The sequence below is a fragment of the Deinococcus aquatilis DSM 23025 genome (assembly GCF_000378445.1).
In the GTDB taxonomy this organism is placed as follows: Bacteria; Deinococcota; Deinococci; order Deinococcales; family Deinococcaceae; genus Deinococcus; species Deinococcus aquatilis.
On the sequence record NZ_KB899695.1, the window covers coordinates 151,457 to 176,924 of the forward strand.

General features: G+C 64.8%; 26 protein-coding genes and 1 tRNA gene. 11 read left to right on the forward strand and 16 right to left on the reverse strand.

From position 1 onward, the window contains the following. Window positions 1-120 precede the first annotated feature (120 nt). On the forward strand, window positions 121-432 hold the full coding sequence (locus F561_RS24425; protein WP_019008024.1) for a hypothetical protein: 312 nt from the start codon (window positions 121-123) through the stop codon (window positions 430-432). A 305-nt stretch (window positions 433-737) separates the two neighbouring features. On the opposite strand, the gene F561_RS24430 is transcribed toward F561_RS24425, so the two are convergent. The 3 genes from F561_RS24430 to F561_RS26955 form a co-directional block, all read right to left on the reverse strand. Then, window positions 738-1,922: an ADP-ribosylglycohydrolase family protein gene (locus F561_RS24430; protein ID WP_019008025.1), complete on the reverse strand. Its 1,185-nt coding sequence runs from the start codon at window positions 1,920-1,922 to the stop codon at window positions 738-740. A gap of 279 nt (window positions 1,923-2,201) precedes the next feature. Beyond that, window positions 2,202-2,981: a hypothetical protein gene (locus F561_RS0100780; protein WP_019008026.1), complete on the reverse strand. Its 780-nt coding sequence runs from the start codon at window positions 2,979-2,981 to the stop codon at window positions 2,202-2,204. 89 nt (window positions 2,982-3,070) lie between these two features. After that, complete coding sequence (locus F561_RS26955) at window positions 3,071-3,856, reverse strand: HNH endonuclease signature motif containing protein (protein ID WP_157451434.1); 786 nt, start codon at window positions 3,854-3,856, stop codon at window positions 3,071-3,073. 3 nt (window positions 3,857-3,859) lie between these two features. Here F561_RS26955 and F561_RS28530 point away from each other — a divergent pair, with 3 nt between their 5' ends. Next, window positions 3,860-4,072: a hypothetical protein gene (locus F561_RS28530; protein ID WP_157451435.1), complete on the forward strand. Its 213-nt coding sequence runs from the start codon at window positions 3,860-3,862 to the stop codon at window positions 4,070-4,072. A gap of 147 nt (window positions 4,073-4,219) precedes the next feature. Here the strand turns inward: F561_RS28530 and F561_RS0100800 are convergent. The 4 genes from F561_RS0100800 to F561_RS29415 form a co-directional block, all read right to left on the reverse strand. Continuing rightward, window positions 4,220-4,302, reverse strand: a tRNA-Leu gene (locus tag F561_RS0100800). Between the two features lie 84 nt (window positions 4,303-4,386). Further along, a complete protein-coding gene (gene purD, locus F561_RS0100805; protein ID WP_019008029.1) occupies window positions 4,387-5,670 on the reverse strand; it encodes a phosphoribosylamine--glycine ligase in 1,284 nt (427 codons plus the stop codon). Next, window positions 5,670-6,626, reverse strand: a complete 957-nt coding sequence (locus F561_RS0100810) for an MBL fold metallo-hydrolase (RefSeq protein WP_019008030.1) — start codon at window positions 6,624-6,626, stop codon at window positions 5,670-5,672. Before F561_RS0100810 ends, purD begins: the two co-directional genes overlap by 1 nt. Next, complete coding sequence (locus F561_RS29415; RefSeq protein WP_169389470.1) at window positions 6,623-6,796, reverse strand: hypothetical protein; 174 nt, start codon at window positions 6,794-6,796, stop codon at window positions 6,623-6,625. Before F561_RS29415 ends, F561_RS0100810 begins: the two co-directional genes overlap by 4 nt. Window positions 6,797-7,123: 327 nt before the next feature. Between F561_RS29415 and F561_RS24445 the strand changes: the two genes are divergently transcribed. Continuing rightward, complete coding sequence (locus F561_RS24445; RefSeq protein WP_019008032.1) at window positions 7,124-7,906, forward strand: substrate-binding periplasmic protein; 783 nt, start codon at window positions 7,124-7,126, stop codon at window positions 7,904-7,906. A gap of 151 nt (window positions 7,907-8,057) precedes the next feature. On the opposite strand, the gene F561_RS0100825 is transcribed toward F561_RS24445, so the two are convergent. Together F561_RS0100825 and F561_RS0100830 are read right to left on the reverse strand one after the other, a co-directional pair. Further along, a complete protein-coding gene (locus F561_RS0100825) occupies window positions 8,058-8,411 on the reverse strand; it encodes an RNHCP domain-containing protein (protein WP_019008033.1) in 354 nt (117 codons plus the stop codon). Beyond that, complete coding sequence (locus F561_RS0100830; protein WP_157451436.1) at window positions 8,408-8,884, reverse strand: hypothetical protein; 477 nt, start codon at window positions 8,882-8,884, stop codon at window positions 8,408-8,410. Before F561_RS0100830 ends, F561_RS0100825 begins: the two co-directional genes overlap by 4 nt. A gap of 129 nt (window positions 8,885-9,013) precedes the next feature. Here F561_RS0100830 and F561_RS0100835 point away from each other — a divergent pair, with 129 nt between their 5' ends. Further along, window positions 9,014-9,685, forward strand: coding sequence for an MOSC domain-containing protein (locus tag F561_RS0100835; RefSeq protein ID WP_019008035.1), 672 nt, complete (start codon window positions 9,014-9,016; stop codon window positions 9,683-9,685). A gap of 57 nt (window positions 9,686-9,742) precedes the next feature. Here the strand turns inward: F561_RS0100835 and msrA are convergent, their stop codons facing one another. From msrA to F561_RS0100850, 3 genes are all read right to left on the reverse strand, one after another. Continuing rightward, window positions 9,743-10,300, reverse strand: coding sequence for a peptide-methionine (S)-S-oxide reductase MsrA (msrA, locus tag F561_RS0100840; protein ID WP_019008036.1), 558 nt, complete (start codon window positions 10,298-10,300; stop codon window positions 9,743-9,745). A gap of 91 nt (window positions 10,301-10,391) precedes the next feature. Next, window positions 10,392-10,580, reverse strand: a complete 189-nt coding sequence (locus F561_RS0100845; protein WP_019008037.1) for a hypothetical protein — start codon at window positions 10,578-10,580, stop codon at window positions 10,392-10,394. An 89-nt stretch (window positions 10,581-10,669) separates the two neighbouring features. After that, window positions 10,670-11,434, reverse strand: a complete 765-nt coding sequence (locus tag F561_RS0100850; RefSeq protein ID WP_019008038.1) for a TSUP family transporter — start codon at window positions 11,432-11,434, stop codon at window positions 10,670-10,672. Between the two features lie 754 nt (window positions 11,435-12,188). On the opposite strand from F561_RS0100850, the gene F561_RS0100855 reads away from it, so the two are divergent. From F561_RS0100855 to F561_RS0100865, 3 genes are all read left to right on the forward strand, one after another. Then, a complete protein-coding gene (locus F561_RS0100855) occupies window positions 12,189-13,301 on the forward strand; it encodes a prephenate dehydrogenase (RefSeq protein ID WP_019008039.1) in 1,113 nt (370 codons plus the stop codon). A gap of 84 nt (window positions 13,302-13,385) precedes the next feature. Then, window positions 13,386-14,492: an acyltransferase gene (locus F561_RS0100860; protein WP_019008040.1), complete on the forward strand. Its 1,107-nt coding sequence runs from the start codon at window positions 13,386-13,388 to the stop codon at window positions 14,490-14,492. 82 nt (window positions 14,493-14,574) lie between these two features. After that, window positions 14,575-15,477, forward strand: coding sequence for an alpha/beta hydrolase family protein (locus F561_RS0100865; RefSeq protein WP_026298491.1), 903 nt, complete (start codon window positions 14,575-14,577; stop codon window positions 15,475-15,477). 73 nt (window positions 15,478-15,550) lie between these two features. Here F561_RS0100865 and F561_RS0100870 read toward each other — a convergent pair whose 3' ends face one another. From F561_RS0100870 to F561_RS0100885, 4 genes are all read right to left on the reverse strand, one after another. Further along, complete coding sequence (locus F561_RS0100870) at window positions 15,551-17,383, reverse strand: arginine--tRNA ligase (RefSeq protein WP_019008042.1); 1,833 nt, start codon at window positions 17,381-17,383, stop codon at window positions 15,551-15,553. Between the two features lie 51 nt (window positions 17,384-17,434). Then, window positions 17,435-18,052 (reverse strand): hypothetical protein, encoded by a 618-nt coding sequence (locus F561_RS24450; RefSeq protein WP_019008043.1) that lies wholly within the window; start codon window positions 18,050-18,052, stop codon window positions 17,435-17,437. Continuing rightward, window positions 18,052-18,618, reverse strand: a complete 567-nt coding sequence (locus tag F561_RS0100880) for a hypothetical protein (RefSeq protein WP_019008044.1) — start codon at window positions 18,616-18,618, stop codon at window positions 18,052-18,054. The genes F561_RS24450 and F561_RS0100880 overlap by 1 nt, the downstream gene beginning before the upstream one ends. 113 nt (window positions 18,619-18,731) lie before the next feature. Then, window positions 18,732-20,720 carry an N-acetylmuramoyl-L-alanine amidase family protein gene (locus tag F561_RS0100885; protein ID WP_245556394.1) on the reverse strand — a complete coding sequence of 663 codons (1,989 nt, stop codon included), beginning with the start codon at window positions 20,718-20,720 and terminating at the stop codon, window positions 18,732-18,734. Window positions 20,721-20,869: 149 nt separating this feature from the next. On the opposite strand from F561_RS0100885, the gene F561_RS24455 reads away from it, so the two are divergent. The 4 genes from F561_RS24455 to F561_RS0100905 all read left to right on the forward strand — a co-directional run bounded on the left by F561_RS24455 (window position 20,870) and on the right by F561_RS0100905 (window position 25,422). Then, complete coding sequence (locus F561_RS24455) at window positions 20,870-21,994, forward strand: GTP pyrophosphokinase (RefSeq protein ID WP_019008046.1); 1,125 nt, start codon at window positions 20,870-20,872, stop codon at window positions 21,992-21,994. 101 nt (window positions 21,995-22,095) lie between these two features. Further along, window positions 22,096-23,292, forward strand: a complete 1,197-nt coding sequence (lysS, locus tag F561_RS0100895; protein WP_019008047.1) for a homocitrate synthase — start codon at window positions 22,096-22,098, stop codon at window positions 23,290-23,292. A 94-nt stretch (window positions 23,293-23,386) separates the two neighbouring features. Beyond that, window positions 23,387-24,217, forward strand: a complete 831-nt coding sequence (locus F561_RS24460; RefSeq protein ID WP_245556395.1) for a PhzF family phenazine biosynthesis protein — start codon at window positions 23,387-23,389, stop codon at window positions 24,215-24,217. Further along, on the forward strand, window positions 24,172-25,422 hold the full coding sequence (locus tag F561_RS0100905; RefSeq protein ID WP_245556396.1) for a benzoate/H(+) symporter BenE family transporter: 1,251 nt from the start codon (window positions 24,172-24,174) through the stop codon (window positions 25,420-25,422). The genes F561_RS24460 and F561_RS0100905 overlap by 46 nt, the downstream gene beginning before the upstream one ends. Window positions 25,423-25,468: the final 46 nt, after the last annotated feature.

The window sequence follows — 25,468 nt, forward strand, 5'->3', positions numbered from 1 at the left end:
CGCCTCCGGACCCAGAACCAGAGGAATGTCCGTATGGCTCGGTGGATGTCTGTACTGCCCTTTCTGGTCCGGCTGTTTCTGTATCCTGCTGCTCAAATCGTCTTCTGAGGAGCGTGGAGTATGGCGAGCACGGTGGAATCTGACTTTCAACAGGCGCTGCTCAACAGCGCTGCTGATGCCAGGAAAATAGGCTACAACCCCACCCGCTTTAATCAGATGGTCGCCCAACTGGGTGGGGTCGCGACTGCCAGGCGGCTCCTGAGCACCGGGGATTCCACCTCGGGATTCGCGGAACTGTATACGCACGGAAGGCTTGACCTGTCGCTGGAAGCTCTGGTTCTGAAAACGCCCTATTACACCCTGTTCACCGAGGAAGAAATCGCGGTTGCTCGCCAGAGACTGATAGATGCGGGCTACCTGAAAGGCTACTGATCTGGCAGGGTGCACCTGATTGATGATTCAGATCGCCGCGCGCTGCCTCGACGATAGATCGCTGGGTGGGGCACTGGAAGGGCAGACACGTGCGGGCCTTAAGAGTTATGCATTCAGAAGCGCTGTCTGAAGCGCCCGTTCGCGAGATCCAGAGCATTGACGCCTCTGATCCTGAACCTATGGGGCAGCCCTGATTTCTACCCAGCCAAGCACGAAAAGATACTCCCCTTTTCGCAAGGTTCAATCTCTGGCCAACAGTAGACGTGCTTCAATGGTGCTGCGTCCCTTCAGCAGGGGAGGTCAATTCAAGCGTGTTCTTCCAGCGCAAGACTACCCTCTCCCCTATGCCCATCCTGGGGCTCTGCCCTCTTGAGGCTGACCTGTGGAAGATCACGGAGGCACCCTTGACCTCGTAATGGGCGTCGATGGGAACCTGACTGGGGCCGAGCACCTGATGCACCTGGGTCATTGACACCTTTATCATAAGTTGGAATCGAGGGTTGAAGCTGAGCCAGCTGGAGCCGAAGGTTCACGTCAGGAAGGGCACTGAAGTGTTCTGGCAGAGGCTCCCGGGCCTGAAGCCACGAAGTGGGAAGCGTCTGTGGTGCCCTGAGATGGACGATGCTGCCGACCATGGCGCAGATGGTGTCGCGGTCTCCCCCACCGCTGACCGCTGTCCACAGCGCTTCTTCAACATTTTGCAGGTGCCTGCTGGCACACCATAGGGCAAAGGGCACGGTGTCCTGAGCAGAGAGCTGAACGCCGTTGCCCAGGGTGGAAACCGCGAATGCAAGTGTGGCGCTCTGGGGCAGGTCTCTGGCACGCCGAATCTTGCTGGCGACTTCGCTTGAAGGAACGCGGCGCTGCACCAGGTCGAGGAAGGTCGGGGGAGAAAGGTTCTGGTGTCCTTCAGCCCCCTGGGCGCAGAGGGCGGCAGCGACAGCCACCGCAATGGCGCCGGCCACAGCTTCAGGGTGGCTATGGGTGACCAGGCTGGACAGCCGTGCCTGCTCCACAACCCGATCAAGGTCAGGAGCGAAATAAGCACCAATCGGCCCAGCACGCATGGCTGAACCATTGCCGTACGAGCCCTGGCCCTCGAAGGCTTCCCGCACGACCATCTGCCAGTGGGCGCCTTCCTGCATCTGCCGCAGGGCCCGCTGCATGGAAGGGCCGTAACCGCGAGAGGGATCAAAATGTTGCGCGAAACGCCTGGCCAGGTCGTTTTGGCAGATCTCCCCGTGAGCCTCCAGAACCGCAACCACCGAGAGCGCCATCTGCGTGTCGTCGGTCCAGGACCACACACCTGCAGGAGGTTGACGGGACGCGACCACGGCGTCGAACGCTTCAGGGATGAGAAAGAACTGTTCCCCGAAGGCGTCGCCGACACTGAGTCCTTCCAGCGAGAGAAAGGCCCGGGACAGGGCTGAGCCTGATTCTCTGGAAAGACCGCCGTTAGGTGTGTTGCCTGTCATGACGAGGATCAGCATAGAGCGCGTGATTCGCAGGACTGCTGACCGTAACTCACCGAACAGCGGGTTCAGTCAGCTGGAATGTCGTCCAGCTGCTTCATCTCCAGTCTTGGTAGCGTCAATCGGCAGAGCCTCTGTCTCCATGGTTCTGCCCAGCAATGCAGGTGCAGAAGAACTGAACGGAACGGAAAGGAAGCAGCGCCCTCAGTGACCAGAGCCGGGGCGGCCAGTTTCTCCTCGACAGAACGTGTCCAGAACAAAAAAATCCTCCCAGAATGAGAGGCAGGAGGCACAGTGTTACTGGCCCGGCCAGCGCTGGTCGACGGCTGCCCGCAGCTCCACCAGGACAGCGGCGCGTTCCGGGCCCTCGTCTGTCAGCTGGCTGTAGGCGTCCTCTCCCAGCAGATGGATGCTGAGCCAGCCCTGGGCAAAGCGCAGATGATCGTCTTCGCGGCGCGCGAACACTTCCGGGAGATGCGCGCCGCCGCTGCCCGTGTCGGCCCAGGCCACCTGGCGGGCCAGCGGGCCCAGATCCGGGTCACCCGCTTCCAACTGGTCAAGCAGAAACATCAGCAGGGTTGCCCGCTGCGCCCAGCTGTGCAGTTCGTCCTGGGTGGCCAGCAGCGCGGGCACAACCTCCGGGTCCAGGCCGCTGCGCAGGTGCTCGACGCTGTCGGGTCCGCCCCAGACCGCCTGCAGGGCGCGCCAGGCCTGGCTGGGCTCCTGCTGTTCACGGCCAGGTTCGGGGGGCAGAATTTCAGTGAGCCCGAAGCGCGGGATCTTGCACGTCGCGGTGCCCCGGTCGGCCTCGTCGTCCAGTTCCAAGAGGGACCACACGGTCTGTTCAGCCTCCTCCACCGGGGCCTGGCCGTGCCAGGACATATGCAGCCAGGGGCCGTCTGCCCAGATCAGCCGGCCTGGAGAGGGCCGGCTCAGCACAGTGCCCGACTCGGGGCTGCTGAGGTGCTCGGCCCAGCGGCGGGCCGCCTCAGGCTCCGGGAAGTGCAGGCTGCCGCCGACCGAGACGCGCACGAGAGGTTCAGGAGGGGCAGGATGTTTCTTCGCGCGGCGGAACATGACCCTATCCTGCCACGGTCTGGGCGACTTTTCTGGCCCGTCTGTGCGCCAGAAAAGCGCGGCCGAAATCGTGCTGCAGCTGTATCAGTTCAGTCCTGCTGGTCCGGATCTGGTGTGATCTCCAGCTGGGTGGCGCAGGGCAAGGTCCTATCTGGGCCGCGCTCGTGCACTCCATGGGCCTCCACCGCACCAGGCCAGGCTGGGTCACCGGGCATCGGCAGGTGAAGCCAGGTGCGGCCGGTTCGGGCCAGGTGGACGGTGGACACCGAAGTGCCGTGCTGCCGGGCCCGGGCCGTGTCGAGGCCCCGGAAGTACGGCAAGGCGCGCAGGCGAAGCACGTCGGCGGCCGTCAGGCGGCTGCGGCCGTTCCCCTCCCCGGCCACCCTCCGTCCGGGACCGGGCAGCCGGCCCTTGCGGGCTGCGTCGGACATGTTGTCCTGCGGCGTGCCGAGGAAGAGATGCGCAGGATTGACACACAGCGGGTTGTCGCAGTGGTGGCAGGCGAACAGGGTGGCAGGCGGCAGTTCGCCGTGGGTCAGCATCCAGGAGATCCGGGTGGCCATGTATTTGCCAGCCGGTCCACCCACCGGGGTCAGACTGAACATCCCGTAGCCCCGGCTGGTGCCGCCAGTCCAGTTCCAGCAGGCGTCCGGACCGGCACTGCGATCCACGTAGAGAAACAGCAGCAGCGCCCTGTTCCTGAGCGGCTGGGACAGCTCCGCGGCCACCTTCAGGCAGACGGCCACCTCGTGCGGCTGGACGGCGGGTGGCCTCTCCTTCGGCAGCGTGGGCATGCGGATCTTCAGGGTTGGATCTTTCTCGATCAGCTCTTCGAACAGCGCCCAGCGGAACGTGGCGCGGATGGCCCGCAGCACGGCATGCTCCCCGCCTGGGCCCAGGCCACGCGCCTCGCGCAGCCACAGCTGGAACTCCGTCAGCACGGCCCGCGTGATGGCGTCCGTGTCCGGCGCAATGCCCTAGACCTTCAGGAACTCTTGGAGCGGCTCCAAGCCGTACTTGTAGTAGGTGATCGTGGCGGGACTCCGCCGCATGGACGAGAGGTGGCGGACGTGCGCAGCGTGGAGCGATGACAACAGCATAAAACCCCCTGTTGCAACGCGCAATGCCCCTGCTGGGCGACACTCGATCTCCGCTCCAAGTCCCTAATCCGGCACCCGGCCGTAGTTCTAGGCTAAATGCCAAAAACCCCCGCTGGGCGCAGGGGCATGAGGCTTAGGTGGTGCCGAAGGGGGGACTCGAACCCCCACGGTTTCCCGTTCGATTTTGAGTCGAGTGCGTCTACCAATTCCGCCACTCCGGCCTACGCTTTTCCTGCAACATCCACAGGGTTGGGCGCGGAGCGGATACTAGCGCAAGGAAGGGCGACAGGTCAAACGGGGGCCGGTCAGAGGGAGGCCGGATCAGGCACCGGGCCTGGGGTGGACACCGGGCTGGGGACTGCGCCGATGCGTGCGCCGATATCACGCCGCCTCTGTGCGCCTGCAAACTCTATCCGGTCTGCCAGAGCGTAAGCGCGACCCAGCGCAGCATTCAGCGTGTCGGCCGTGGCGGTGACGGCCAATACGCGCCCGCCGTTGCTCACCAATCGACCTTCTTTTTCGGCAGTTCCGGCGTGATAGATGATCTCCCCTGCGGCGGTCGGCGGCAGCGTGATCGGAATATCTTTCTGCGGCTCGGCAGGATAACCGGGGGCGGCCAGGATAATGACGGCGCTGGCCCCGGCACGAAACTGCACCGTTTCCGGGTGCAGGGTGCCGCGTACTGCGTCCAGGGCGTGCTGGGCCAGGTCGGATTCCAGCAGGGGCAACACGGCCTCGGCCTCGGGATCGCCGAAGCGGGCATTGAATTCCACCACCCTGGGACCGCTGGGCGTCAGCATCAGGCCCGCGTACAGCACGCCCGTATAGGGCAAGCCCTCCGCCCGCATTCCGGCCAGCGTGCGCTCGATGATCTCGGACTGGATCACGGCCAGTTGCTCGGCAGGCAGCGGAAATGGGCAGATGACCCCCATACCGCCCGTCATGGGGCCGACATCTCCGTCGAAGATGGTCTTGTGATCCTGACTGGGCGGCGTGAGGGCGTAACGCACGCCGTCGGTGAGGGCCAGCACCGTCACTTCCTGCCCGGTCATGAAATCTTCGATGACGGCACTCGCGCCGGGCTGCGTAAAAATGTCTTCCAGGGCGGCCTGTGCCTCGGCAGAAGTGTGGGCAATCGTGACGCCCTTGCCTGCCCGCAGGCCCGCATCTTTGATCACGGTGGGCAGCGAACAGGTGGCGGCGTGTGCCAGAGCCTCCGCCAGATCACCGAAGGCGCGGTGCTGCGCGGTGGGAATGCCGTGGCGGGTCATAAACGCCTTGCTCCAGGCCTTATCGCCCTCCAGGCGGCTGGCAGCGCGGGTGGGGCCGAAGGCTGGCACGCCACGCGCTGTACAGGCGTCCACCACTCCCGCCGCAAGGTAGGCTTCCGGCCCCACGATCACCACATCCACGCCTTCTTGCACGGCCAGTTCAGCCAGACTTTCTGCATCCTGGGGACTGGACAGGATGCGGGCCAGCGCCGCTATGCCGGGGTTGCCGGGAGTACACAGCACCTCGTGACCGTGGCGGGCGCAGGCGTCCACGATGGCGTGTTCGCGCCCACCGCCGCCGATGACCAGCACGCGCATCAGCGGCCCGCCTGTGCTGCTGGAACCGATGCCGGAGCAGCAGCACGCGCCGCCTGACGTTGCCAGTAACGCACCAACCCCTGCACGCTCATCCACGGCGGGCAGGCAAATTCATAGCGGGCGGGCAGGTCAGGGCCTTCTTCACGCAGTTCGGCCAGCAGCGCTTCCGTAAAAGCGTCCGATAAAGCTTGCGGTTCCTGGCCTGCCGTCAGCCCAGCGCGGATGCGTTCGGCGTCGGTGTGGAGGTTGGCAAGCAGGGCGTCCCAGTGGGCCTCTGTCTGGGCATAAGCGCCGAAATGGGCCAGATGCAGGGTGTGGGCATCTCTGCCGCGCAGCAGGGCGATGCTGGCCCGCCATGCTTCCAGATCGATGTCTGGTGGCGGTGTCGGGGCGCGGGGCGTCTGGCGCACGTCCAGCCGAATGCCGCCCACATCCCCCACGAACAGATGTTCGCCCACATGGTAGGCAAGGTGATGCACGGCGTGACCGGGGGTATACAGCGGCAGCACATCGGTCTGACCGAGCCGCAGCTGTTCTCCGCCCGCCAGCACGGTCAGACGTTCGGCGGGCACGGGCAGAAACTCGCCCCACAGCCGCTCCATCTGATCGCCGTAAATCTGCGTGGCGCTGGCAACCAGACGTTCAGGCCGCGACAGGTGCGCCGCGCCGCGCTCGTGGACATAGGCCCGCGCTTCCGGCACCCGCGCCAGCAGCGTTCCTGCCGCTCCCGCGTGATCCAGATGAATATGCGTGAGCAGGACGTGGCGCACCTCCTCCAGCCGTGCGCCCAGCGCCGCCAGACCTGCCTCCAGCGCAGGCAGGGTGGAACTGGGGCCAGTATCGACCAGGGCCAGACCATCGCCCGTGTCGAAGACGGCAGAGGCCACAACCCCTGGCGTGTCCTGAAAATGCAGATCGATGGTCTGCACCTGTCCGAAACCCAGCGCTGAAGTCATGCGATACCCGCGATCCGTGCGCCCGCCAGGGCCGCCGCCGCCGCGTACTGCACCGCAGCGATAGACCGGATGACCCGCACGTTGGCCGCCGCCTTCATGGGGCCGTAAGTCAGGGCCAGAATCAGCGTCGCGCTGAGAACGATAAATACCACCACCACCCAAAGAACCATGCCTGGAAGCATACCAACCCGGCACAGAAGGCGGCCCACCCTGCACAGCCCGCCTCCCACACCCGCCCTTTTTGCTTGTTCTGGGTACTGTTCTGATCAGCAGATGACCTGATGAAGAGTCAATAAGACAGAGTGGTCATACAAATGGTGACGGTCTTGAAAGAACGGGCATTTTATGCTCGGTATCACAATTTATCTGTATGGCACTGGACACCGTTCCTGAGATTGGCTGAGATCACAACCATCGGCAGGCCTGACCTTTGCAGATTCGGCCCCAAAACGCTCCTATTTTCCGAACATAACTCTCTCAAGCAAGAAAAGGAACCAATGAACTCTACCCTGTTTACTGCCCGGACTCTGACCGCTACCCTCCTGACTCTGCTGCTGGCTGCACCGCACGCACAGGCCCGCACACTGGCCCAGATCAGGGCTTCCGGCGTGCTGCGCGTGGCGACTCCTGCCGATGTGCCGCCCTTTTCGTTGGTCAGCGCGGGCAACCACTTCGGTTTCGAGGTCGAACTGCTGGAAGCTCTGGCCGCCGATCTGGGCGTCAAAATCAGCTTCGAGCTGGCCCGCATCGACCAACTGACCAGTCTGTTGCAGGAAGACAGGGTTGATGTGGCGTTCAGTGCGCTGGGCATCACCAGCACCCGCGAAAACAAGATCGACTTTACGGTCCCCACCGCCTGCGTGGGCGTCTCGGTGGTCTCGCTCGATCCCAAACTCAACCTCCACACCGACCTGAAGGGCAAAACCATCGGAGTGATCGCGGGTTCCATCATGACCTCCTATGTCCAGAAACTGCCCTTCGACAAGAAAGTAAACGTGTACCCCAGTAACAATGACGTGGTACTGGCGGTGTTCTCCAAAGCTGTGGACGCGACGGTGGCCTACAGCGTAGCCGAAGGCATGGTCAAGAAGCTGTACCCCAAAGCCAACGTCCACTTTGGTCCCGAACTCTGGAGCGTGCCGATTGGCATGATGCTGCGCGAGGACAACGACAGCACCCGCCTCGCGCTGAACGCCAGCCTCGTCAAGTTTCAGCAGGGCGCGGGGTACGCGGCGCTGAGCAGCAAGTATTTCGGGAAGGATCTGCGCTGCAAGGGGTGAGGACCACAGAGACAGGCTGAACTCTTGGGCGGCCAAATCCCTGATCGGCACCGCTGAAAAAGATTCACCCTCCGCATTCCAACCAGAAATCAGCGCCCCGATGACGGCAGGGGCGCTGATTTCAACTTCCGATTTCAACTTCTGCCGAGGGCTAGCGCTTGCTGCTGATGGCAATCAGCGTATTCCAGTCGTCGGGTTGGGCGGGGTCGTCCAGTGCGGCACGGTTGCGGCCCACAAAGCCGCATTTCTGGCACTCGTGCACGAGGACCCAGCCTTTTTTGCCGCTCTGCTCCACGCCCACCGGGGCCATCAGGCCGTGGCAGGTGCTGGCGCGGTCTCCGGGCAGAATGTCCACATGTTTGCTGTGCAGGCAATGGGGACAGTGGTTACGCACGCTGCCATTTTTCAGCGGCAGAACTTCCTGCCCGCAGTGGCCGCACACGAACGGATTGTTGGTGCCCTGCACGGTAAATCGGCGCGTCCCTGTTTCTGTGGGCTGGCTCATCGGCGGCCTCCTGCCTTGGCGTCCTGCCTGCCTGCCGAAGTACGGGACAACCAGCGGGCATCCAGAAAGGCGCGGATGGTGGGAGTGGCGACCAGGGCCGTGCCCAGCAGCAGAAAGGCGATGCCCGCCACGCTGATGACCCAGCCCTGCCAGCTGGCGCTTTCTTCGGATACACCAGCGGCCAGCATGCCCACAATAAAGACCAACAGGCCCGCCGCCATACACAACCCGAGCGTGATGCGCCACGCCCACACGCTGCCGCGCCACACCTGCCCGAGCAGGACCGCCGTTGCGCAGGCATACAGAATGTTCCGGGCAAGGTTGGCGGTCTGGCCCTGAAGCAGTCCCCCCAGAAACGGCGTGACCGTGAGCATGAAAATGCACAGCAGCACCGCCAGCGTCGGCACGCGTCCGCGCTCGGCCAGCGTGGGGGGCAAAGGGGAGGATGGGGTGGGGCGGCGGGTCTGGCTCACGGCTCTATTTCACCACACACGGCGCGGGCAAACCGGAGCGGGGGTTACGGGCGCGTCTGCCTGGGCAGGGGTCTACACAGGTCTGGGGGCCAAGCTCATCGGCGGCGGCCATCTCCATTACCCTGAGCCATGCCCGCACCTGCGCTCCAGATTCTCAGCGTGAACATCGGCCAACCGTTGGCACTGACTATTGGCCCGGACAGCGCCGCACCACGCACGGAAATCACCGGCATTCATAAGCAGGCCACCAGCGAGCGCGTGCGTGTGGGACGGCTGGGACTGGAAGGCGACCACGTCATGGACACCCGGCATCACGGCGGCCCCGGTCAGGCGGTCTACGTGTACACGCAGGAAGATTACGACCACTGGGCCGAAGTGCTGGGGCAAACTCTGGACCCCGGCACCTTCGGAGAGAACCTGCTGATGGCCGGGTTGGAGTCGGTAGACGTGCGCGTGGGCGAACGCTTCTGGGTGGGCAGCACGGTTCTGGAGGCCACCGCCGCCCGCATTCCCTGCATGGTGCTGGCCGCCCGCATGAACGATCTGGGATTCGTCAAACGCTTCAAGCAGGTGCGCCGTCCCGGTTTTTATGCCCGCGTGGTTCAGGAAGGCGACGTGGGCCAGGGCGACCCTGTGCGCCGCGAGGCCGCCCCAGACGGTGCACCCAGCATCGGAACGACTTTTGATCTGTGGTTCAGCGAATCGCGCGACCCGGAAGAGTTGCGCCGTTATCTGAACTACCCGCTGGCCGAGCGACTGCGGGCCGATATAGAGGAATGGCTGACAGCGGCAAAAAACTGAAGATTGGGCTGACAGCGTGTCCTCCCAATCTCCAATCCCCCACAACCTGCCTCCAACTTACGCCCGCAGTTTGTCGCCGTAATACTTGCGGAGTTTGGCAACTTTGGGCGCAATAACCGCCATGCAGTACGGCTGACGCGCATTGTTGGCGTAGTAGTCCTGATGGTACGCCTCGGCCACATGGAAGATGGTGGCGGGTTCGATACTGGTCACGATGGGGCGGTCAAAGACAGCCTGTGCGGTCAGGTCAGCAATAACTTCGCGAGTTTCCTGTTCCTGCTGGGGCGTGAGGGGGAAAACGGCGCTGCGGTACTGGGTGCCCGCATCGGCCCCCTGACGGTTGAGCGTGGTGGGGTCGTGGGTGGCAAAAAACAGCCCCAGCAGATCGCGGAAGCTGACCTGCGCCGGGTCGAAGGTGACGCGGATGGCCTCGGCGTGCCCGGTGGTGCCGCTGCAAACGCTGTTGTAGTCGGGGCGGGGCGTATGGCCGCCGATATAGCCGCTTTCTACCTTCTGTACGCCGCGAACATCGGTCATCACGGCTTCGGTGCACCAGAAGCAGCCGCCCGCGAGGATGGCTTGCTGCAAATCAGGAGTGAGATCAGGCTGAGTCATGGCCCTATTCTGCCGCGCTCAGGCTGATCTGAAGGCGCGGAAAGGCACGGTTGGGCTTGGACTCTGCTCCGGGTCTGAACTTTGCTAAAAGCTACGTCTCATCATCGGCGGGAAGCGGCGCTTCTGTGGGGTCGGCCCGCTCCAGAGACTCGTTGCCCAAAGGCACTTCGGTGTACGGATTGCCCCGTTCCTGCTCTGGAATCTGGGCGTCTGGGGCCGGGTGCCGCACAGTGACCTGCGGCGCAGCGGCATCGGGGGTGGATTGATCCGGGTTGGTCATGACTCCAGTGTGCCCGCAAGGGATGTGGATTGTGGGCAGAACCATAAACACCAGGCTTACTGTTCTGTCTCAGTGAGCCTTTCCGTCTCTCAGGTGAACAGGAGCCGCGCCGCGACCAGCAGGACGATTCCCCCGTACATCCATTTGACGAAGGCACTGCCCCGCAGCATCGCCATGCGTGCGCCCAGAAATGCCCCGGCAGCATTGGCAACACCCATCGGCAGGCCAATCCACCAGACCATATGGCCGCCGATCAGGAAAAACAGGAACGCGCCCAGATTGGTGGCAAAGTTAATCGTGCGGGCATTGCCGCTGGCCCGCACGAGATTGAAGCCGACGATGGCAAACAGAAACATCAAAAAAGTGCCAGTGCCGGGGCCAAGAAAGCCGTCATAGACGCCGATGATCAGTGCCCCCGGCAGCGTGAGGGCCAGCGTACGGTTGGTCAGGCCCGGATAGCGGTCTTCCAGTCCGAAGCGTTTATTGACTAAAACCAGCGCCCCCACGCCCAGAATGACCACCCCGACAAGAGTACGGAAGGTGTTGGGGTCTACAAACCGCACCAAAAATGCGCCCAGCGCACTGCCGATCAGGGCCAGCGGGATCAGCCGCAGCACCAAGGCCCGGTCTACATGGCCCTTGCGCCAGTACTGCACGGTGGCGCTGCCGGATCCAAAAATAGCCAGCAGCTTGTTGGTTGCCACCGCCTGCGCCGGACTGAGGCCCATAAAAAACAACGTGGGAAGCGTGATGGTGCCGCCGCCCCCCGCCACCGCATCGATAAAGCCAGCCAGGAACGCCAGTGGCAGGCCGTACAGGAGAACTTCGGGACCAGGAGAAAAAGGATCGGGCACGGGGGGCAGGATAGGGGAAACGGTGAGTGGTCAGTGGGAAGTGGTGAGTGGGAAGGGCGAACCCCCCCATTGCTGTGCAATGCCTCTCCACAGAGGAGAGGAGCAAACACCCCGACACTCCCACTCCAAGTCGTCCCCGCCCAAGTCCGTGTGAGGCCGTCGTGCGTGAAACGCGCGGGCCAATTCCATCTCAGAATGAACAGGCAATTCCGCTTCAAAGGGACGATTCAACCAAGCCAGCACACGACAAGATCACTCCTCCGTAGCGGAGCGCCAACTCCCCTGACCCCTTTGGGGGCGGGGGCTGGGGGGTGGGGGAATCCACCGTGGAGCAAGCCCCAAAATTCCTGACCCCTTTGGAGACGGGCGGCAAGGGCACCCCCCCCTTGCCCTGCAATGCCCCCCCTCAAGGGGAGGAGAAAAGACCACCCCACCGCCGCCCAGATCGTTCGCGCCCCATCCGTGTGAGGCCGTCGTCCGCGCAGCGGGCGGGCCAATTCCAACGTCAAGACGACAGGCGATTCAGCTTCAGGTGAGCAATTTAGCCAGGTCTGAGCACGACAAGAGCACTCCTTCTCAGCGGACTCGTAGAGCTGCGAAGCAGAGCGACACTCCCCTGACCCCTGTGGGGGCGGGGGCTGGGGAGTGGGGGTGAACCGTGGCAACGAACAAAAAACGCCGCCACACCCAAAACCCCCCACACGTCCCGACAAGCCCCGGCTCTCTCTCCCCCATTCCTGCTAGCCTCGCCCCCATGACCACGCCCGCCGACCCGTCCACCCTCCCGCCCCCACTGTTCGAGACCGCCGTCGTGGCAGGCGTCGGGCTGATCGGCGGAAGTGTGGCGCTGGGGCTGCGTCAGCGCTTTCTGGCGCGGCGGGTCATCGGATACGACGCCAACCCGGACGTGTTGCGGGAAGCCGAGGCACTGGGCGTGGTGGACGAGGTGCGGGCCACGCCGGGCGAATGGCTGCGCGGCGCTGATCTGGTGGTGCTGGCTGCGCCAATGCGGGCGCTGACGCCACTGGCCCGCGACCTCGCGCCGTATCTGAACCCCGCCGCACTCGTGACCGATGTGGGCAGCGTGAAGGCCGGAATAGCCGCCGAAATGGAGGCGCTGGGCGTGCGAAACTTCGTGCCCGGACACCCGATGGCAGGCAGTGAGCGCGGCGGCGTGACCCATGCGCGGGCGGCCCTGCTGGAAAATGCCGTGTGGGTGCTGACGCCCACCGACCACACGCCCCTGACCGCCCTGAGCCGCGCCCGCATGCTGGTCGAACATCTCGGCGCGGCCCCGGTGGTCATGCCGCCCGAGGCACACGACGCGCTGGTTGCCACCGTCAGCCACCTACCCTACCTTGCCAGCCTTGCCCTGACGCACATGGTGGCCCGCGACGAACGCCTGAGCCTGCTGGCCGCCGGGGGATTTCGTGACCTGACCCGTGTGGCAAGCGGCGATCCGCGCATGAGCCGAGATATGGTCGTGGAAAACAAGGTGGCGCTGCGGGAAGCCCTGACCCGTTTCCGGCGTCAGCTGGAGCGCCTGGAGGCTGATCTGGACGAACCCGAAGAGCTGCTGGCCGCCGCCACCGAGGGCAAGCGTACCCGCGACAGCCTGCCCGTGGTGCGCCGCAGTCTGCTGCCGCCCAAGCATGATCTGGTGGTGGCCGTGCCCGACAAGCCCAACCAGATCGGCGCAGTGACTCAGGCGCTTGGTGCGGCGGGCGTAAACATCAAAGACATTGAGGTGCTGGCGATCCGTGAGGAAGGCGGCGCGATGCGGCTGGGGCTGGAAACGCTGGAAGACGTGGCCCATGCCAGCCAGATTCTCCGCGAGGCCGGATTTGAAGTGCGGGGCCGAGGCTGAGGGCGTACTGCCGAGTTGGTCTTTTTCTCATGATGCACAGCGTTCAGGAGCCTGCGCTTTTTTCCCGCTACAGTGAATGATCGCATGACGGCGCTTCCTCCTCCCCTCTCGTCTTCGCCGCCTGCCAGCGACCCTGCAGTCCGCACTCCGGCCCGCCTAACGCCCATCGATACTTTCCGGGGACTGACGATTCTGGAAGTGGTGGGGCACCACGCCAGCGGAATGGCCCTTCGCCACGCCGAGGCCGGATCGCTGACGCATGAAGCGCTGCTGATCCTCAACCGCACCCTGCACTTTGCCGTGCCAGCCTTCGTTTTTCTGTCGGCGGTGGTGTTGACCCGCAGCCTGCTCAAGCGCTTCGATCCAGCCCGCTATTTCTGGCGGCGGCTGACGAGGGGAGCGTGGCCGTATCTGCTCTGGAGCGGCCTGTATATCGGCTGGTACGTCTGGACAGGCCAGCGCACGCCCGATACCCTCACCGACCCGGCCCGCTGGCGCGACTGGCTGCTCTACGGGAAGGCCAGTTTTCACCTGTATTTCTTGCTCGTGGCGCTGGAAGTGTACGTGGTGCTGCCCTTCCTGTTGCCGCTGGCCCGCCGAAAACCCAGTATCACGGCGGCGCTGCTACTGGGGCTGGCGGCACAACTGGGCCTGTACCTCCTGAACCGCGAGGTACTGAGGCTGCCGTTTCCGGCCAGTACCGTGCTGTGGTACGCCCTGCCCATCGCGCTGGGGGTGGCGGTGGGATCGCGGCTGGATGAATTTCAGGCCTGGTGGCGGCGGCGGCGACTGGTGCTACTGCCTGTATTGGTGGCAGCCTACGCGCTGTATCTGCCGATAGCCCTGGCCTATGCGCGGGGAACACCCGTAACCCCCGTGGTCTACAGCGGCCTCAGCTGGACATACACGGCACTGGTGGCCCTGACGCTGCTGGGGCTGGCCTACCACCTGGAACGCGGTCCCGACTGGTTGCGGCGCGGCGTGGCGATTATCGGTACAGTCAGCCTGCAGATCTACCTGATTCACCCGGCCATCCTGCAACTGCTGGAGCGGCGCGGATTCCCGGATGGACGGCCTATCATGTTGCTGGTGACCACGGCCATGTACGCCCTGATCGCCTTGGCGCTCCCTGCCCTGCTGGGCCGCCTGCTGCTGGGCACGCGGGCAGGAACCTTTCTGTTTGGGCGCTGAATTTTATAAGGTCCATCTGAATGAAGCCAACATCCAAGTCAGGATGCGGTCATTCTCGCCGCGCTAGGATGCGCCCCGTTCTATGCGCTCCCTTCTGACTCTGCCCGTTTTGACCCTGCCCCTCATGCTGGCCGCGCTGTGGACTGGGGCACAGGCCGCCACGCCTCAGAGTGTTCCCGCCCTTCCTGTATCGGTGCCAGGAGTTTCTGTTCATCAGCCTCAGCCTCCCGCACCCGCCGAAACCGTGACGCTGAACCGCCTGAGTGGGCCGTCATTCCTGCGAATTCCAGACACCTGCCGTGAGCGGCCCTGTGCGCTGGTGGTGGTAGCGCACCCACGCGGCCAGAGTGCCGAGCGCCTGCATACCAGCCCTCAGGTGAACGTGCTGGTCCAGGCGTTGCTGGACGCTTCCTTTGCCGTGCTGCTCAGCGATGACGGCGGCGCAAATACCTGGGGCAGCCCTGCCGCGCTAGATCAGGTGGCCGGACTGCACGCCGATGCCGTGAGCCAATTCGATTGGAATGGCCGGACCTACGCACTGGGACTGAGCATGGGCGGCCTGCTGGCGCTGCGTTCAGCACTTCCCGACAGCCCCTACGCAGTCAGCGGCGTGGCCCTGATTGACGGCTGGGCCGATCTGCGGGCCGCATGGGGAGGCTCCATGGCCCGCCGTACCGAGATCGAGGCCGCTTACGGCCTGGCCGCCGTCCCACCAGACGTGTCCCTCAATCCTCTGACCGAGGTGATGAACCACGCGCCACTGCCCCTGTTCGTGGCCGCCAGCCCAGACGACGCCGTGGTTTCGATGAAAGCCAACGCTGACCGCCTGTACCCTCATGCGGAAGCGGGCGTCAGCGAATGGGTGGCATTGACTGGGCCACACCTGGGCGGCAACCGCTTTTCGCCCACGCTGGCCCGCCAACTCGCCGGATTTTTTGGGCGGCTGGAAGCGCGGGAACTGGCAAGGCTGGTGCCGAGGCACTAAGAAAAAGATCACGGCCCATAGCGCGGAGCTTTGAGCCATGAGCTATGGGCCGTGAGGAGCGTGCCGCCGTGCTTTACATCGCGCTGGGAACCTCAATTCCGATCAGCGCCAGCGTTTCTTCAAAGGCGCGGCGCAGGCGGGCGACCAGAGCAAAACGGGCCTCCCGCAGACCCTCGGGGCTTTGCAGCACGTTGGTTATGGGCTTTCCGGCCTTGTCCTTGGCGTTGAACCAAGCATTGAACGAGGTCGCCAGATCAAGGGCGTAGGCGGCCACCACATGCGGCGAGTGCACGCGCACCGACTGGGCCACCACTTCGGGCAGCTTGGCGACGATTTTGGCAAGCGTCAGGTCTACGTCCAGCAGCGCGTCCCAGTCGGCTCCAGTGCCGCTCACATCGTGTCCGGCTTCCTGACCCTTACGGAGAATGCTGGCGGCACGGACGGCGGCGTACTGCACGTAGGGCGCGGTGTCGCCGTTGAGGGCCAACGCCTGATCCCAGCGGAAATCGATCTGGCGGGTGGGTTCGGCCTTCAGCATGGCAAAACGGATTGCGCCAATACCGATACGGCGGGCAATCTCGGCGGCGTCATCGCGAGCGGCCAGGGTGGGGTTCACTTCGTTCAGCACAGCCAGCGCCCGCTTTTCGGCCTCGTCCATCGCGTCATCGGCACTCACGGCGATGCCCTTGCGCCCGCTGATGGTCTGGCCTTCCAGCGTCACGAAGGCGTAACTGAGGTGAATGCTGCGCTCCTTTTTCTCCTGTTCACCTGCCACGCCGAGGCTGCTGCGAACCACCGTCTGCGGGTGATCCTGACGCGAGTCGATCACGTTGATGACCTCCTGCGCGTGCCCAAAGCGGCGCTCCAAGTCGGGCTGACCATCGGGGGCGCTTGTCCAGACCGTATGGCCTTCGGGGTCGGTGGTAAAGGGCTTGAATTTCATGCCCTCGAACAGGCCGAATTTCCAGAACTGGTAGCCGATGTCTTTGGCGGCATACATGGCGGTTCCATCGGTGCGGATCAGCACGACGTTGGGTTCTTCCAGCCCCGGCATAAATTCCGAGACATCCATCACAAACGCGCCCACGTACTTGCCCTCGGTGGGGCGCGAGGTATACGGGCTGTTTTTCAGGATGTTCATGGCTTCGGTCAGAAAACCGCTGCCCACCACATCGGATTCCCAGTTCAGCAGGTCGTAGCGTGCGCCGAGGCGAAAGCAGGTTTGCAGGTGGGCGTGAACCACTTTTTCCACCTCTGCACGCAGTTCCCCGGCTTCCAGCTTGTGCATGATTTCGGCAATGCCGGGTTCCAGCGCGGCCTTCTGCGGGTCGGCATTCAGGCGCACGTAGCCTTCCCCCAGCCAGCGGTCATACTTCTGCACGCCGTCCCAGGTCAGGCCGTAATGGTTGACCGCAAAGATGGATTCCGCCGCCTGCCGCCCGGTATCGTCGATGTAATTCTGCACTTCCACGGTGTGGCCCGCCGCCCGGAAAATGCGGGCCATAGAGTCGCCCAGCACCACGTTTCTGAGGTGGCCCACATGCAATTCCTTGTTCGGGTTGACGCTGGTGTGCTCGATCACCACTTTGCCCACACGGGCCTCGATCTGGGCCGGATTCTCCACGACATTCCGCACGAATTCGCCCCGGTTCACAAAGAAATTCAGGAACGGTCCGGCGGCTTCCACCTTCTGAATTCCGGCGGGAAGCTGAACGGCGGCGGCCAGTTGCGCGGCGATCTGCGCGGGATTACCGCCCAGTGCCTTGGCGATCAGGAAGGCGGCGGGCGTGCCGTAGTCGCCCGCTTTGCTGGGGGGCGTTTCCTGAATGGCCGCGTCGGTATCCGGTGCGCCAAGTTGTGCGGCAGCCGCTTCCACGGCGAGTTTGAGTTGAGCCTTGAGATCCATAACATGGGAGTTTATCAGCGCCGCAGATCAGAGAAGCAGCGCCGCCACATCTCAGCGCACCACCAGCGCCACCGGTTCGGCCTGCACCCGCATCGGCATTCCGGCGGATTCGGCGTCCAGCCACGCGGTCAGGCGGTAAGTTCCCAGCGTCAGGGGCGGCAGCAGGCGCTTGAGGGTCAGGGTATCGCCGGGAGCCAGCGTGCGCGTCAGCAGAATTTCGGTGCAGCCGATGCGCCCGCCCGTGCTGGGCGCAGCTACTGCTTTGCCATCGCCGCGCACAATCGCCACCAGCGGAGGCAACTCGCACGACCCCCAGTTGACCTGCGGCGTATAGCGGAAGGTCACGGGGCGGCTGCCGGAATTGCGAATTCCCAGCGTCACGGTCACGCCCTTGACGTCGGCAGAGGCGCTGGCAAGGGCGATCAGGCCGGGGGTGGCGGGTGTGGAATTGACAGGGGCCGGGACTTCCATCAGCGGTTTGGAGGGCGTGGAATTGGGCTGATTGCCGGACTGACTGCCGGGTGAAATGGGCGGCAATTCAGCAGGAGCAGAAGCGGGCGGCGGCACAGGGGCAGCACCCGGCCCACGCAACCCGCCAAGCACGGCGCACCCACTCAGCAGAGCAGGCATCAGCAGCAGCGCCAGTCCTCTTGCAAACTGTGGCCTCATCACCGCACCGTCACCCGCACCGGTTGGGCTGAAAGTTTGGCAGGCGCGGCATTGACCGAACCCGCGAACCAGCCCTCGATCATGTACTCCCCGGGCAACAACTCAAGGTCACGGGTATAGGTCACGGCCTCGCCCGCGCCCGCCGCGTCAGTGCGGAAATCCTGGGCGCACAATCTGGGTTCTCCGGCCACCGGATAGACCACTTCCCGCGTGCCTACCCGCAGCACCCGCACCAGCGGCGCAACGGCGCAGTTCTGGTCGTTGTCGCGGGCTGCACCAAGCTGCACGGCGGCGTTACCGGCGTTGGTCACTTTGAGGCTCAGCGGCACACGCCCAGCCACACTGCGCGGCGCGGTCAGGAGGGCGGTCAGTCCGGCTGGAACGGCCACTGCGCCGGGAGAACTTCTTAGGGCGTCAGACGAACTTCCCACCGGAATCGGCGCGGGCTGCACAAAAATGGGCTGCCAGTTCTCGGTCTGCGGCGGCAGTTCGGGCAGTGCAGCGGCCCCAAATCCCAGCGTGGGCCAGAGCAGCAGGGCAACAAGCAGGGCAGGGCGCGGGGGCATACCTCCAGAGTACGGCGCAAGTGTGACGGGGGGCTGATAGCAGAGAGAGACCGGAAGCAGAGACGCCAGAAGCCCACACTCCCGCGCCCTCCCTCCAACCCACGACTCCCTCCCTAGTTTTGCCCCGCATAAAACGCCGCGATTCCCTCGGCTATGGCCTGTGCCAGCCGTTCCTGACCGCCCCTGTCCATCAAGATCCGCAGGTTGCCGGGGTCGGTCAGGTAGGCGGTTTCGATCAGGAGGCTGGGCTGCGTGGTGGGGCGGGTCAGGGCCAGATTTGCGCCGGGCTTCAGGCCTGCGCCGGGGCCGAGATCGGGCAGGATGCGGCGGATAGAGGCCAGAATCTGGGCTGCCACACCCTGCGCCTGCGGGTGCGTGAAGTACACTTCCGGCCCCCGAATGCCGCGTGGGTCGCGTCCATCGGGGAGGGCGTTGGCGTGGATAGACACCAGCAGATCGGCGCGGGCAGTTTCGGCGGCCTCTCCGCGTTCATACAGGCCCAGTGTGAGGTCGCCCGTGCGGGTCAGATTTACGGTGGCCCCCTGTGCCCGCAGCAGTTCGGCGGCACGCAGGGCGATGGGCAAGGTCAGGCCTTTTTCGGGTACGCGCAGACTTCCGGCCCCGCCCCACTGCGTGCCGCCGTGACCCGGATCAAGCGTGATAGTGCGTCCGGCCAGGGGTTGAGTTGCGTTCAGCGTAGGCGGGCGTCGCACTGTCAGCAGCAGGTCTGCGCCGTCGTAGTTGGCCCCGAAGCCCCATGCCTGCGCCGAGGTCAGCTCCAGGATCAGGCGGGAAACCCCCACCCCGGCAGGCACGACCGTGAGGCGCGAGAGCAGCGGGTCGGTGGGGAGGGCATTCAGCGCAGGCGGCGCAGACAGGCCGTACAGCGTCAGCGTCAGCCTGCGCCCGTCGCCGGATTGTTCCATCGTGAAGGGCACGCGCAGGCCATTCAGGGGCACCCGCACCCGCAGGTCACTTGTAGGCGCGGCGGGGGTGGGCAGTGTGGGAGTGGGCACATTGCCCGGAGGCGGCGTAACTGGAGGCGGCGCGGCTGGCTGGAGGCTGACCTGTTTGGGGCGGGTGGGTTGCGGGACCAGTTCCGGTAGAGCGGAGGCCGGATCGGTGGGAACCGGAGCAGGGACGGGCACAGAAGTAGGAGCTGGAGCAGGAGGCACAGGCAGGATTTCGACTTCTGGTAGGACGGAAGGGGCAGCGGGCAGACCCTCCAGCGTAATGGCTCCTGCCGCGCCCACACGCGGCGCGGCGGGCGTCAGGGCCACCTGCGTCGCCGTGACCAGCGCCGACACGCCGGGGGCCAGCCTCACACGCAGGTCATTGCCCTGCCGCCCGACTGCCGCAAAGGTCATGCCTTCGCGGGGATACAGCAGCGGTTCTCCGGTCAGGGTGGTCAGCACGTTGCCCGCGTCGTTGAGGCCCAGACCCGGCACCGTATCGGGGCGCTGGCTGGCGGTGCGGGGGCCAGCCGCCGTACTGGTCAGGCGTCCGGGAGCGGCGGCGGCGGTGGTGCGTCCATCGCGTCCCGTGAGCGACACTGTGAAGGCGGCATTCTGCACGCGGGCGGCGGCTGGCAGCGTGTAGGTGGCCGAATACTGGCCCGCTGGTCCCTCCTGCATAGGCTGAATCCCGCCCCCCGCCAGCCGGAAGGTGGCCCGGCCCCCCGGCGACCCCCGGAAACTGACCAGAATGCTGCGCTCGGCGGGAGAATCGGCGGCGGCGTCCCAGAATTCGCGGTGTTCGCGGGGGGTCAGACTCTCCCGGTCGATGGCTGTGAGCGTGGCAGGCAGGGTACGGGGCACCGTCCGCACCACCCTCAGGGTTCGGCTGCCCGTCTGCCCACCCACCGAGGCCACCAGCCGCAGATCGTTGGTGCCGACCCGCAGCGGCCACCACAGCATGAACAGCCCATCTGCCCCCACAGGCGCGGCCTGCCCGCTGACCTTCAGGGTGGCTCCCGGCGTCACGCTGCCTTCCAGAATCACGTGGTCGAAAGCGACGCGGTAATCGGCAGGCGGGTAGGCCACAAAAACGTCCGGGGCAACGCGGGCAGCGGAAGTGAGCGGGGCGGCGAGCAGAGCGAACATCAGAACAGAACGGGACGACAACGGCATACGGCAGGGTCTAGCACGGCAGGCGGCGGGCCGGATGTGCGCCGCAAGTGAGAACCGGGGGATGTAGAAAACTTTACAAATCCTCTCCTGTCCCCTCTGGCTGTCCTATCATGACTGCACCCATGAATGACGATCTGCTGCGGGCTTACCGGGAAGCGATGCCGGACTACGAGGCACTCAGAGACGCGGCGGTGGCCCATACCACGCGCCTGCTGACAGCGGCGGGCCTGAACATCCATCACATCACCGGGCGCGTCAAACGGGTGGGAAGTCTGGAAGACAAGCTGCGGCGCAAGGCGGGCCGCTACGACTCGCTGGACGACGTGACCGATCTGGTGGCCGTGCGCGTCATCACCTATTTCGAGTCGGATGTGGGCGTGGTCTCGCGCCTGATCGAAAAAAACCATGAGGTGGACTGGAACCATTCGATAGACAAATCCAAGATGCACGACCCCGACAGATTCGGTTACATGGGCGTGCATTACGTGGTGCGCGTGCCCGAAGACGGCTTACAGGGACAGGCGGGTGGACAGCTCGCGGGGGCCAGATTCGAGGTGCAGATTCGCTCTATTTTGCAGCACGCCTGGGCCGAGATAGAGCATGACCTGGGCTACAAAAACCGCGACGCCGTGCCGCGTGAGGTGCGCCGCCGCTTTTACCGGTTGGCGGGCCTGCTGGAGATGGCCGATGAGGAATTCATGGCCCTGCACCGCATGACCCGCGATTATGCGGCCACCCTGCCCGAACGGGTGGCAAGCGCCCCCGACGACGTGTTTATCGATGCCCAGAGCATGACCCATCTGCTGACGCTGCCGCCCGTGCGTGATCTGGATACGGCGGTGGCGCGGGCGCTGGGCGTGCGCCTGCTGTCTCACTGGTCTGACCCGGAACGCCCGCAGCGCCTCGCCAGCCTGCTGCATTACGTGGGGGTGCGCTCAGTGGGCCTGCTGCACAAGGAACTCAAGCGCAACGACGATGAGATCACGCGCTTTGCAGCCGCGCTGATGCCCCGGCTCCGGCAGGCCTGGACTCCGGCAGGCGGCGCACGCCCCGGCACCAGCGTGGTGCATTACGCGCTGTTGCGGGCGTGCAGCAACGCCAACCTGGAACCCGGTGAGGTGGTCACGCTGCTCGATCTGAGCGGCGCGGGCAATGAGGCCCGGATGGTGCAGACGGTACGCGAGGTGTATCAGGAGGTCATGGGCACGCCTGCGGCCATCCCGGTTCCCTCGGCTGGCAAGTCCTGAAGGCCTTCACAACCCCCCAAACACATTTCAATTGAAAATCATCTGCCCAACAAACTTGACATTCATTAAGTGAACGTCCAGAATCCGGGGCAGAGATACCCATGACCCATGATGCCCCCCCTGCCGCCGACGCTGACACCATCTACACGCCGCTGATTCCCGCGCATTCGTGGGCCATCATCGATTCCACGCTGCGGGAAGGCGAGCAGTTTGCGCGGGGCAACTTCAAAACTGCCGACAAGATCGAGATTGCCCGCGCCCTCGACGCCTTCGGGGTGGAATTCATCGAGGTCACGACCCCGATGGTCAGCGCCCAGACCCAGGCCGACATCCGGCAACTGACCGGGCTGGGGCTGAGGGCCAAAATCCTGACCCATGTGCGCTGCCATATGGAAGACGTACAGCGGGCCGTAGACACGGGCGTAGACGGCCTGGATCTGCTGTTCGGCACCAGCAGTTTTCTGCGCGAATTCAGTCACGGCAAGAACATCGGGCAGATCATCGAGGCCGCGCAGGAAGTGATCGGATGGATCAAAACCAACCGCCCGGACCTGCAAATTCGTTTCAGTGCCGAAGACACCTTCCGCAGCGAGGAAGCCGACCTGATGGCCGTGTACGCGGCGGTCTCCAAGTTGGGCGTCCACCGGGTGGGCCTGGCCGATACCGTGGGGGTCGCCACGCCCCGGCAGGTCTACACGCTGGTGCGCGAGGTTCGCAAGGTGATTCATGACGGCTGCGGCATCGAGTTTCACGGCCACAACGACACCGGCTGCGCGATCAGCAACGCTTATGAGGCCGTAGAAGCCGGGGCCACGCACATCGACACGACCATTCTGGGCATCGGAGAACGCAACGGCATCACGCCGCTGGGCGGATTTCTGGCCCGCATGTTCACCTTCGATCCGCAGGGCCTCACCGAAAAGTACAATCTGGAACTTCTGCCCGAACTGGACCGCATGATTGCCCGCATGGTGGATCTGCCGATTCCGTGGAACAACTACCTGACCGGAGAATTTGCCTATAACCACAAGGCCGGAATGCACCTGAAGGCCATTTATCTGAATCCCGGCGCATACGAGGCCATTCCGCCGGGGGTGTTCGGCGTGGGCCGCCGCATTCAGGCCGCCAGCAAGGTCACGGGCAAGCACGCCATCGGCCACCGCGCCCGCGAACTGGGCCTGCACTACGGCGAAGACGCCCTGCGCCGCGTAACCGACCACATCAAGGCACTGGCCGAACACGACGAACTCGACGACGCGCATCTGGAACAGGTCTTGCGGGAATGGGTGAGCGCGTAGGAAGGGCCGTGGGGCATGAGCGCTGGGCCTTGAACTCGGAGAAATACAGAAGAGTCGGTCTGCCCCGCCCCCGCCACACGCTACCCTCTAACCCGTGAGCGCCGACCCAGCCCCCAACTCCACTGCCCCCCAACAGGCGACCTCCTACCGCGTCTTCCCACCTGTGGGCAAAACCGTCACCGTCTTCGCCACGGCGGCGGGCGACCTTCAGGCTCAGGCGAAGGAGGCCGCCGCGCCGCTGAGCGCCTTCATTCAGTCAGCGGATTTTTCGGGCGTCAGCTTACGCATCTTTACGCCCACCCGCGAAAAGGGTGAAAGCGATTCGGCGGCAGTGGCGGCCCTGGCCCACCTGTTTGCAGCGGGCCAGATTGCTGACGTGACCGAGGTGCAGATGGGCGGCCAGAGCGTAGGGGCGCAGTTGTGCGGCGGCGAGTGGCTGCTGCTTCAGGGCGACGTGACGGCGGCGCAGATTCAGGCCGATCTCTCCCCTGTTGGCCTGTCTGGAACGGCGCATACAGCCTCGGCGGGCCGCGCCAATCTGGTGATTCAGGTGCAGAGTCTCGCGGCACTGGACGCCTTCACGCCCGATTCGGCAGCCATTTCTGACCTGAACCGGGCCACCGATACCACAGGGCTGATCCTGTATGCGCTGGAATCGGAAGGCCGCGAAGACGTGAGTTTCCGGGCCTTCGGGCCACTGAAGGGCTTCACCGAGGACGCCGCGAGTTCCAATATGTTCGCCTGTCTGGTGGGTGTGCTGGCCGCACGGGACCAAGTGCCAGCGGGCGCGGAAACCATTCGCGGGGCACAGCGGCAACCCGGACGATTTGCACGGCTCACGGCGCAGTTTGTGCCCACCGCCACAGGTGCAGGCGGCGTGTGGGTGGGCGGCAAAGCGGTGAACAACGGTTCGGCCCCAGCTTGAGCATCGCGGCACGGCGCACCACTCTGGCTGACCTGCGGCGCGATTGGTCGGCGGGCGCGGGCATTGCCGGTTTTGTGGTGGTGTTGGTGGGGGCGGCCAGCAGTATCGGCCTATTAGTCGGTGCGGCGCGAGATTTCGGCCTGTCTTCCGGTCAGACGGCCAGTTGGGTTCTGGCCTGCTACCTTGCCATCGGAATTTCAGGCGCGGCACTGACATGGCGCACGCGGGCACCGATCAGCATGGCCTGGAGTACGCCGGGGCTGGCGCTGGTGGCCTCGATTGCTGCCGCACACAGCCTGACCTATGCCGAGGTGCTGGGCGCGTATGTGCTGAGCGCCGTGGTCATGGTGGCGCTGGGCGTCTCGGGCGCGTTCGAGCGGGTCACGTCGCGCCTGCCACCTGCCCTGGCAAATGCGCTGTTGGCGGGCGTGCTGCTGCCCTTCGTGCTGGGCGCATTCCGGGCCTTGCCTCTGGCCCCGCTTCCGGTGGGGGGCATGTTGGCCGTATTTCTGGTGGGCCGCGTCGCCTTTGCACGCTGGGCCGTTCCGGCGGCGCTGGTGGTAGGCGCGGGCCTGTCGCTGGCAGCAGGCATGGTCGGGCCGATCAATCTGTCCAGCACGTCTCTTTTTGGCACCCTGGTCTGGACGACCCCCGCATTCAGCGTGCGGGCCGCCCTCACGTTGGCCCTGCCCATGACCATCCTGACGCTGGCTTCTCAGCAGTTGCCGGGACTGGCGGTGCTGCGGGCGTGCGGATTCGGGCGCGTTCCGGCCAGTCCGCTGATCACGGCGTCCGGCATCGGGAGTCTGCTGGCAGCCCCCTTCGGCGGGCACTCCACCAATCTGGCGGCCATTACGGCGGCCATCTCTGCCGGAGAAGAAGCCCACCCCGACCCGGCGCGGCGCTGGCCTGCCAGCCTCAGTGCGGCCTTCTTTTATCTGCTGCTGGGCGTGTTCGCGGGCTGGTTGGTGGGCGCGGTGGCGGCGATTCCGGTGGCGGTGGTGTCAGCGCTGGCGGGGCTGGCCTTGGTGGGGACGGCCCTCAGCAGTCTGGTGGCCGCACTGGGCGAGGAGCGCGGGCGAGAAGCGGCCTTTCTGACCTTTGCGATTACCGCCAGCGGGGTCACGGTGTGGGGCGTGGGAAGCGCCGTGTGGGGCCTGCTGGTGGGGGGCGCGGTGCTGTGGCTGGTGCAGCGGCGAAGGTAGGGGCGCGTAAGCAGATCGGTAGACCTTCCCCCAAGCCCACATTTTC